Annotated in this window: 9 protein-coding genes and 1 riboswitch; of the genes, 4 read left to right on the top strand and 5 right to left on the bottom strand. The window is 73.1% G+C overall.

Translation table 11 applies throughout. The annotated features are described in order from the left end of the window. Nucleotides 1-17 precede the first annotated feature (17 nt). A complete protein-coding gene (locus tag Q4A22_RS01655) occupies nt 18-1,481 on the bottom strand; it encodes an MFS transporter (RefSeq protein ID WP_303176780.1) in 1,464 nt (487 codons plus the stop codon). A 105-nt stretch (nt 1,482-1,586) separates the two neighbouring features. Here Q4A22_RS01655 and Q4A22_RS01650 point away from each other — a divergent pair, with 105 nt between their 5' ends. The 4 genes from Q4A22_RS01650 to Q4A22_RS01635 all read left to right on the top strand — a co-directional run bounded on the left by Q4A22_RS01650 (nt 1,587) and on the right by Q4A22_RS01635 (nt 4,659). Continuing rightward, entirely contained in the window at nt 1,587-2,519 is a 933-nt protein-coding gene (locus Q4A22_RS01650; RefSeq protein ID WP_303176779.1) for a TetR/AcrR family transcriptional regulator, read from the top strand. Between the two features lie 108 nt (nt 2,520-2,627). Further along, the gene (locus Q4A22_RS01645) at nt 2,628-3,119 is read left to right on the top strand and encodes a low molecular weight protein-tyrosine-phosphatase (RefSeq protein WP_303176778.1); all 492 of its coding nucleotides are present in this window, start codon (nt 2,628-2,630) and stop codon (nt 3,117-3,119) included. Further along, nucleotides 3,116-3,742: a uridine kinase gene (locus tag Q4A22_RS01640; protein ID WP_303176777.1), complete on the top strand. Its 627-nt coding sequence runs from the start codon at nt 3,116-3,118 to the stop codon at nt 3,740-3,742. The genes Q4A22_RS01645 and Q4A22_RS01640 overlap by 4 nt, the downstream gene beginning before the upstream one ends. Further along, the gene (locus Q4A22_RS01635; RefSeq protein ID WP_303176776.1) at nt 3,739-4,659 is read left to right on the top strand and encodes an aminotransferase class IV; all 921 of its coding nucleotides are present in this window, start codon (nt 3,739-3,741) and stop codon (nt 4,657-4,659) included. The genes Q4A22_RS01640 and Q4A22_RS01635 overlap by 4 nt, the downstream gene beginning before the upstream one ends. A gap of 12 nt (nt 4,660-4,671) precedes the next feature. On the opposite strand, the gene Q4A22_RS01630 is transcribed toward Q4A22_RS01635, so the two are convergent. From Q4A22_RS01630 to Q4A22_RS01615, 4 genes are all read right to left on the bottom strand, one after another. Continuing rightward, the gene (locus tag Q4A22_RS01630) at nt 4,672-5,475 is read right to left on the bottom strand and encodes an energy-coupling factor transporter transmembrane protein EcfT (protein ID WP_303176775.1); all 804 of its coding nucleotides are present in this window, start codon (nt 5,473-5,475) and stop codon (nt 4,672-4,674) included. Beyond that, complete coding sequence (locus Q4A22_RS01625; protein ID WP_303176963.1) at nt 5,472-7,202, bottom strand: ABC transporter ATP-binding protein; 1,731 nt, start codon at nt 7,200-7,202, stop codon at nt 5,472-5,474. Before Q4A22_RS01625 ends, Q4A22_RS01630 begins: the two co-directional genes overlap by 4 nt. Nucleotides 7,203-7,321: 119 nt before the next feature. Beyond that, nucleotides 7,322-7,942: an ECF transporter S component gene (locus Q4A22_RS01620; RefSeq protein WP_303176774.1), complete on the bottom strand. Its 621-nt coding sequence runs from the start codon at nt 7,940-7,942 to the stop codon at nt 7,322-7,324. 56 nt (nt 7,943-7,998) lie between these two features. Continuing rightward, a riboswitch (TPP riboswitch) is annotated at nt 7,999-8,105 on the bottom strand. 69 nt (nt 8,106-8,174) lie between these two features. Next, nucleotides 8,175-8,447 carry a DUF4235 domain-containing protein gene (locus Q4A22_RS01615; RefSeq protein ID WP_303176773.1) on the bottom strand — a complete coding sequence of 91 codons (273 nt, stop codon included), beginning with the start codon at nt 8,445-8,447 and terminating at the stop codon, nt 8,175-8,177. Nucleotides 8,448-8,505 lie beyond the last annotated feature (58 nt).

Raw genomic sequence — 8,505 nt, 5'->3', positions numbered from 1 at the left:
GAGGGGTGCTCCCGGCCTCAGTGCTCCTCGGTCTCCCGGGAGTCGGTGAGGGTGCGGATCCCCACGGCGGCGAGCGCGATCACCAGGAGCCCCAGCAGGGCGAAGGAGATCTGCTGCGAGTGCACGAAACCCTGCACCGTGGCGTCGTCCCACGCACCGGTGGGCAGGACCTTGCCCACCACGGAGGCCATCACGGTCCCGACGAGCGCCAGACCCACGGCGTTGCCGAGCTCCTGGGAGGTGTCGTTCATGGCCGAGCCCATGGAGGTGTGGGACGCGGGCAGCGCCCCCATCAGCGCAACGGCTCCGGTGGTCATGATGGTGCGCATGGCCATGGTCATCATGAACATGCCGATCGCGCACCACACGAAGCCGTGGTCCACGGCGTAGATCCACACGCCCAGGCTGGCCAGCAGCAGCAGCACCGCGTACGCGGACGTGCGTCGGTGGCCCCATGCCGCCACGGCCCGGTCCACGAACGGCCCGGCGCTCATCATGCCCACCACGAACGGCAGGTTGGCGAGACCGGCCTGCAGAGGCGTCCAGCCCCACGCGAACTGGTACAGCTGGGTGGAGACGAACATGACGCCCGCCATCGCGGTCATCACGGAGGTCTGCAGGATCGCGGAGCCCCGCACGGTGGGGATGGCCAGCAGCGAGAGGTCCAGCATGGGGTCCTCCGCCGTCCGCTCGCGCCACACGAACCCGGCGAGCGCGAGCAGCCCACCCAGGAGGATCAGGAGGGTCCGCAGGTCGAGCCAGCCGAACTCGACACCCGCGGTGAAGGTGTAGAGCAGCAGGGCGAGCGCGGCCACGGAGAGCACGGCACCGGGGACGTCCGCGCGGCCCTCGCGCAGGTCCTCGGCGCGGTCCTTGTCCAGGCCCATCCGCACGCCGAGCCAGGCCACCAGCGCCACAGGACCGTTGAGCACGAGCAGCATCTGCCACGGCATGTGCTCCAGCGCCAGCCCCGCCAGGGTGGGTCCCACGGCGAAGCCGATCATGGAGACCGTCATGATGAGCCCGATCGCCCTGTTGCGCAGGTCGTCGCGGTCGAAGAGCCGGAAGAGCAGGGACATGGTGATGGGGGCGATCAGCGCCGCGAAGGCACCGGAGACCGCACGCACCGCGATGAGCTGGCCGGGGGTCTGGACCAGCAGCACGGCCAGACCCGCGAGCCCGAAGAGGGCGAGTCCCCAGGAGATCGTGCGGCGCCGCCCGAGCTTGTCCCCCAGAGTGCCGCCCACCATGAGCAGGCCTCCGAAGGTGAGGGAGTAGGCGCCCACGATCCACTGCAGGTCGGTGGGGCTGGCGTGGAGGTCCCGGCCCACCACGGGCAGGGCCACGTTGAGGATGGAGTTGTCCACCATCTCCACGAGCTGGGTGAGGCACAGCCCCAGGAGCGCGGGCCAGGCCGCGCGGAAACTCTGCGGGGCACTCGAGCCCCGGTGCCGGGCTTCGCCGGCGAGCATCTGTGACATGAAAGAGACCTTCCGTTCCTGTCGAACACTGTTCGACGCATCGAATCGTGTTCGAGAATAGAACGTTGTTTGATACCGCGCAACAGCCTGCCTATGGTGATGCCCATGACTCCCACCACCGACCCCTCCGAGGCGCCTTCCCCCGCCACGGCCCCCGCCGCCCCGCCGCGGCCGGCGGACAACCCCGAAGGCCGCCCCACGTCCGGCAACGGCCCCGCTCCCGGGAGCACGACGGCGGAGCGTCACCTCCCCGGCGGAACTCGCGGCCAGCGGGGGCGCACCGGGGCGGGGAAGCCGACGGGGCGGCGTCGTGCGTCGCTGTCCGTGGAGACCATCGTGGACACGGCCATCGCCATGCTGGACCGCGACGGCGCCCAGCGGCTCACCCTGCGCGGCCTGGCCGCGGAGCTGAACAGCGGCGTGGCCAGCCTCTACTGGTACGCCTCCGGCAAGGACGAGCTGATGGCCATGGTCGCGGACGAGGTGCTGGGGCGGGCACTGCACCGGTTCCACGAGCTGCGTGACCGGGGGCAGCTCTCCCCGGAGCAGTTCGCCGAGTTCCCTGCCCTGGAGCCGGACCCGCGGACGAGCCCGGTCACGCGCGCGGCCCTCGGGGAGCTGCGGCTGCTGTCCCTGTGCCTGTTCTCCGAGATGCTGGAGCACCGCTGGCTCGCGGGGCAGCTGCTCGACGCCGGCCCGGACGAGGAGAACGCCCTGCGCACGTGGGAGTACACGGGGCGGATCCTGCAGCGCATGGAGCTGGACGCGGCCCAGCAGTTCCACGCGTCCCTGGCCATCACGAACTACGCCTCCGGGATGGGCGCGGAGATCTCCCACCGCCAGGACCTGCGGGACGCGGAGGACGCCGAGGAGATGTTCCGGGAGCAGCTCGAGCGCTGGGACCACGTGGACACCGGCGAGTTCCCGTTCGTCCACTCGGTCCTGGACCAGTTCCGCCGCCACGACGACCGTGCGGAGTACATGGCGGGGCTGAACCTGCTGCTCTCCGGCCTGGAACGCCTGACCTGGAGCGCCTGACTCTGGGGTGCCGCCACGGCCGCGTGAGCGGGAGGGCGGCACCGCGGACCGGAGGACGGCCGGGGGCTGGCCCTCCGCCGCCCCAGGATCTTCCGTAGAGTGGGCACCATGTTCAACATCGTCACGGTCTGCACAGGCAACATCTGCCGCTCCCCCATGGCCGAGGCCCTGCTGCGCCACGAGGTGGAACAGGCCGGGCTCGCCGACCACGTCGCGGTCTCGTCCGCGGGCGTCAGCGACGAGGAGCACGGGCACGGCGTGGACCCCCGCGCTCGGGACGTCCTCGCGGAGAACGGCCTGGAGCTGCCGGAGCACCGCGCCCACGGCATCACGGACCGCGAGCTCGCGGACGCGGACCTGCTGGTGGCCATGACCGCGGACCACGCCCGTCGGCTGCGCGAGCGGCTGCCCGCCGGGGACGCCGAGAAGGTGCGCCTGATGCGCAGCTTCGACCCCGCCGTAGCGGACACGCAGACCGACCTCGACATCGCCGACCCCTGGTACGGCGGCGCTGAGGACTTCGACGCCGCGTGGGAGCAGATCCGCGCGGCAACCCCGGGTCTGGTGACCTGGCTCCGCAAGCGGACGGACGCCCGGTGATCGCCCCGGACGAGAGCTTCCAGGACGACGAGATCGCACGACTCACGGACGGCATCAACCTGGCGCGGTTGCTGCCTCCCCCCACGCGCAAACCGTTCCTGGTGGGCATCGACGGCCGCTCAGGGGCGGGCAAGACCACGCTCACCGACCAGCTCGCCGCCGTGCTGCGCCGCTCCCACGACGTGGTGGTGTTCCGGCTGGAGGACATCTACCCGGGGTGGGACGGTCTGCGACGGGGCATGGACGAGTACCGCACCGACGTGCTGCGGCCCCTGCGCGACGACCAGGACGCCCACTGGACGGCCTGGGACTGGCTCACCAGCGAACCGGGCACGCCACGGCTGACCCGTGCCGCCCAGATCGTGCTCCTGGAGGGTGTGGGGGCGTGCCACCGGGAGGCCCGGGAGCTGCTGGACACCTCCGTGTGGGTGGAGCTGCCCACCTCCCAGCGCCGCCAGCGCGCCCTTGCCCGGGACGGCGGGGCGTACGAGGCCCACTGGGAGCAGTGGGCCGCCCAGGAGGAGGAGTACCTCGCCGAGGACCCCGTGTGGGAGAACGCGGAGATCATCCACCCCGGCCCGTCCACCGAGGACCCGGCCGCGCAGGAGCGGGAGACCCCGTGAGCCCACGAGGCGCCGGCCCCGCGACTGTGCTCGTCTCCCCCGTCACCGGCGAGCCCCGGCTCGTGGACCCGGACCGCCCGCACGTCTCGCTGGAGGACCAGGCCCTCACGCGCGGAGACGGTGTCTTCGAGACCATGCACGTGCTGGACGGGCGCACCTACAAGTTCGCCGCGCACCACGAGCGGCTGCGCTCGTCCGCCACCGCCGCGGACCTGCCCGTGCCGTCCGATCGGGTGTGCCGTGAAGCCCTGGCCCTGGGTCTCGACGCCGCCGCCCCGGGTTCCCACGACCCCCACCTCAGGCTGGGGGCCGAGCACTGCGTGAAGCTCACGGTGGCCCGCGGCACCCCGGACGGGGAGCCCTGGGCGTGGCTCACCGTGAACCCGGTGCCGCCGGGAACCTTCGCGGCCCGGCGGGGCGGTGTCGCGGTCCTGCTGCTGGAGCGCGGGCACGACCCGGCTGAGGACTCCGGGCTGCCGTGGCTGCTGCCGGGCGTGAAAACCCTCTCCTACGCCGTGAACATGGCCGCGGTGCGCCACGCCCGCGCCCACGGTGCGCAGGACGCCGTGTTCATGACCTCCTCCGAGCACCGGATCCTGGAGGGCGCCACGTCCTCCGTGGTCTGCGCCCGCGTCCAAGAGGACGCCCCTCCGGTCCTCCTCACGCCCGAGCCGTCCCGGGGAGTCCTGCCGGGCACGTCCCAGGCACGGATCTTCGAGGCCGCGCGCCGCCACGGCTGGGGCGTGGAGTACGGCCCCCTCCACCCGCGGGATCTCCTGGGGGCCAGCGCGGTGTGGCTCACCTCCTCGGTGCGCCTGGCGGCCCCGGTGACCTCCGTGGACGGCCACCCGCTCCGCTCGGACCCCGAGCTGACCCGGACCCTCACGGGCTTCCTGGTGGGTTCCGGCTCCCGCTGAGATGCCAGGGGGTCACTGCCAGATGAACCGGTGGGTGCCCAGTGCCAGGGACACGGCGAGCGCGCCCACCGCGGTGAGCACCACAGCACTCCCCACCAGCACGTCCACCCGACCGTAGTGCAGCTCGCGGGCCCAGGTGCGGGGCCCGGCGCCGAAGCCCCGGGCCTCCATGGTCATGGCCAGGCGGGTGGCGCGGCGCAGCGACTGCACCAGCAGGGTGAACGCCTGCCCACCGAACTCCCGCGCCACGGCCCACGGCCCCCGCTCCCCGCCCGCGCCCCGGGCCCGGCGGGCCGAGGCGAGCACGCCCCACTCGGAGATCATGACCTCCACCAGCCGCATGGCGGCCAGTGCGGCGAGGACGAACCGCGCGGGCAGCTTCAGGGTCTGGGCCAGCCCGTCCGCGAGGTCCGTGGGATCGGTGGTGAGCAGCACGGTGATCCCGGGCAGGGCGATCGCCAGACCGCGCAGCGCGATCGCCGCGCCGGCGGCCAGCGACCCCGTGGTCACGGTGACCCAGCCGAGCTGCAGCAGCACGGGGCCGCCCGCGGTGGACAGCATGGCCGTGCCCCATCCGCTGATGAGCGCCGCCACCACCACCGGCCACAGGGTGGTGAGCAGCCGCCACGGTCGGATGCCCGCTCCCGCCAGCAGCACCAGCTGCCCGGCGAGCGCCACGGCGTTCGTCACCGGGTCCGCGCTGACCACGATCACGAGGGTGATCAGCAGCGCCCCCAGCAGCTTCACCACGGGGTTGGCGCGCGCCAGCAGCCCGGTGCGCGGGGCGAACAGGGACGGTGCGGCGGTGACGCTCATGCTCCCAGCCTCAGTTCCTCGGCCTCGAGGGCCGCCATCAGGTCACGGTCATGGGTCACGGCCACCACGGCCGTGCCCCGGTCCAGCTCGCTCACGAGCAGCTCCACGAGCTCCCGCCAGGTCCGCGCGTCCTGGCCGAACGTGGGCTCGTCCAGGATCAGCACCTCGGGCGCCGCCGCGAGCACCGTGGCCACGGACAGCCGCCGCTTCTGGCCCCCGGACAGCGTGAAAGGGTTGGCGTCCGCGAGGTCCTCCAGGCGCAGGCGGCGCAGCAGCTCCGCGACCCGGGCGGCGTCGTCGCCTCCCGCGGCCGCACGTCCGGTCGCGGCGGCCCGACGGCGCAGCTGCTCGGGGCCGAACTCGAGCTCCTGGCGCACGGTGGGGCGCAGGAACTGGTGCTCGGGGTGCTGGAACACGGTGCCCACGCGCGAGATCAGCTCGCCGCCGTCCCACAGGGACGGGTCCGCGGGCGCACCGGCCGCGAGCGCGCCACTCGCACGCACCGTGCCGCGCACCGGTACCAGCAGCCCGGCGAGGGTCAGCGCAAGCGTGGACTTGCCCGCGCCGTTGACGCCCGTGACGGCGAGCGCGCGCCCGGCGCGGACGTCCAGGTCGATGTCCTGCGCGGCCACGAGGACGTCCCCGCTGACGGCCTGCTCCGCGAAGACCTCACGGCGGCGCCACGCCGCCCGGGCACGGCGCCGCCTGCGGGCGATCGCGCGCCGGGACGGCTGCACGCGTGAGACCGCGAGCCCGCGGGCGCTCAGCAGCACACGGCCGTCCTCGGACGACGCCGCGGCGCCCGGCAACGGAGCCGCCCCTCCCGGGGCGACCACGCCCGAGGTGGCCGCACCCGGAGATGCCTCGGCTGGAGTCGCCGCGTCCGCGGTGGCACCGCCCGGAGCCGTGCCGCTCCGGCACTCCCGGCCCGGACGCTCCTCGCCCGGGGACGCGCTGCGGGCGGCCGGCACGGGGCCGTGGTGGGCCGGGCGGCGGGTGCTCGGCACCCAGCCGGGCACCCAGGTGCCCTGCTCCTGCAGCAGCGTGCGGGCGTCGCGCAGCACCTCGCGGGTGGGGCCGTCGAAGGCCACCCGGCCGCGCTCGTCCAGCACCACCACGCGGTCCACCACGGGTTCCCACAGCCCCACTCGGTGCTCCACGACCACCAGGGTGATCCCACGCTCCACCACCACGCGGGCGACGGCCGCGCAGAGCTCCTCCGCGCCCTCGTGGTCCACGCTCGCGGTGGGCTCGTCCAGCAGCAGCAGGCGGGGGCGCATGGCCATGACCCCGGCGAGCGCCAGGCGCTGCTTCTGCCCACCGGACAGCGCGGTGGTGGAGTGCTCCAGCGGCAGGTCCAGGCCCACGCGGTGCAGGGACTCGCGCACGCGCGGCCAGATCTGCTCACGGGGCACGGCGAGGTTCTCGAGCCCGAAGGCGACGTCGTCCCCCACCCGGGAGAGCACCACCTGGGTCTCGGGGTCCTGGTGCATGAAGCCGACGGCGCCTCGGGCGTCGCGGGGGTCCGTTCCGTCCACGAGCACCTCACCCGAGCGGGACTGCCCGTCCGGGTCCTGCTCAACGCCCGCGAGTGCCTGCAGGAGGGTGGACTTGCCCGCCCCGGAGGGACCCAGGAGCAGAACACGTTCCCCCACGGCGATGTCCACGGTGACGTCGCTCAGGCTGGGACTCTCCCGGCCCGGGTAGTGCCAGCCGAAACCGGCCAGACGGACCTCGGCTCCCGCGGGTGCGGTGGATGCCGGGGATTCAGGTGCCGAGGGCCCGGACGCTGTGGGGTCGGGAGCCGAACGATCGGGTGCCGAGGGCTCGGACGCCGCCGGGTCGTTCATCGACGCGCGGCGCCGGAGGCGAGCGCCCCCAGGACCCCCGTGGCCTGCAGGGCGCGCACCACGAGCCACATCAGGGCGCCGGCGATCACGGCGCCGGAGAGGGTGGTGAGCACGGCGTAGACAACCTTCTGGTCGGTGGCCCACTCGTAGTTGTACATGATGTCCTCGCTCACGCCGAGAAAGAGCCCGGAGACCGCACCGGCGACGGTGGCGACGCCCAGACCGAAACGACGGTAGCCGGTGGCCAGGAAGACCAGCTCCACACCCAGGCCCTGGACCACTCCGGAGAGGACCACGAGCCAGCCCGCGTGCGTGCCCAGGAACATCTCCAGCACGGCGGCCAGCAGCTCGCAGAAGAGGGCCGCCCCGGGCTTGCGGATGATCAGCGCGCCCAGGGTACCGGCCACGAGCCACCCGCCCACGATCAGCCCGGCGGTGGGCGGGTAGGCCACGGTGCCCGCCGAGACGACCGGCGAGAGCAGGTTGGACCACAGCCAGAAGACCACGGCGCACACGGCCGAGAGCACTGCGGCGACCACGATGTCCACCACCCGCCAGGACCTGCGTCGTGAGGAGCGTGCCGGTGAGGTGGGTGCGGTGGTGCGGGACTGCGTCATGAGATCCTCCTGAAGGCTCCAGGAGGGGAGGGGCCGCGGCCGCCCGTGCGACCGTGCCCCTGAGATACTCGACTTCCTAGCGCCGGTATGAACCGGATCAGGTTCGAGGGTCTGCGCTGACGCGCACTCTCAGCGCCGCTGCGGCGCTCCCCTGTCGTTGAGCTCCCAGTCTAGATGACGAACGGCCGGGTACGCGGGGTACCCGGCCGTTCGTCGTGGGACGGGTCCCGGATCAGATCTCGGACTGCGAGGTCTTGGCGGAGTCCTTGTCGTCGGACTCCAGCTTGGCAACCTGCCGCGAGATGGCCACCTTGATGACCGTGCCCACCACACCGGTGACCATGGCCCAGATGATGATGTCGCGCCAGGCCTCGTCCTCGTCCGGGTTCTTGGCGGGGGGCTCGTTGCCCGTGACCTTCTTCCACACCGCGGACAGTGCCTTGTTGGACAGTGCCACGCCGCCCAGGGACGCGGCCGTGCCGAGCAGATCCATCACCTTGTTCATGGGTATCTCCTTGGTTCTCGTGACGTGCCGCCGGCACCGGGTGGTCAGCGGCATCGTG

The organism is Kocuria sp., from assembly GCF_030530945.1.
Classification (GTDB): domain Bacteria; phylum Actinomycetota; class Actinomycetes; order Actinomycetales; family Micrococcaceae; genus Kocuria.
This window is presented reverse-complemented; position numbering and strand designations above follow the sequence as displayed.

Bases quoted from the DNA above. Each gene is read 5' to 3' on its own strand.
- Q4A22_RS01630 (WP_303176775.1), bottom strand. From the start codon at position 5,475: ATGAGCGTCACCGCCGCACCGTCCCTGTTCGCCCCGCGCACCGGGCTG.
- Q4A22_RS01645 (WP_303176778.1), top strand. From the start codon at position 2,628: ATGTTCAACATCGTCACGGTCTGCACAGGCAACATCTGCCGCTCCCCC.
- Q4A22_RS01655 (WP_303176780.1), bottom strand. From the start codon at position 1,481: ATGTCACAGATGCTCGCCGGCGAAGCCCGGCACCGGGGCTCGAGTGCC.
- Q4A22_RS01615 (WP_303176773.1), bottom strand. From the start codon at position 8,447: ATGAACAAGGTGATGGATCTGCTCGGCACGGCCGCGTCCCTGGGCGGC.
- Q4A22_RS01620 (WP_303176774.1), bottom strand. From the start codon at position 7,942: ATGACGCAGTCCCGCACCACCGCACCCACCTCACCGGCACGCTCCTCA.
- Q4A22_RS01650 (WP_303176779.1), top strand. From the start codon at position 1,587: ATGACTCCCACCACCGACCCCTCCGAGGCGCCTTCCCCCGCCACGGCC.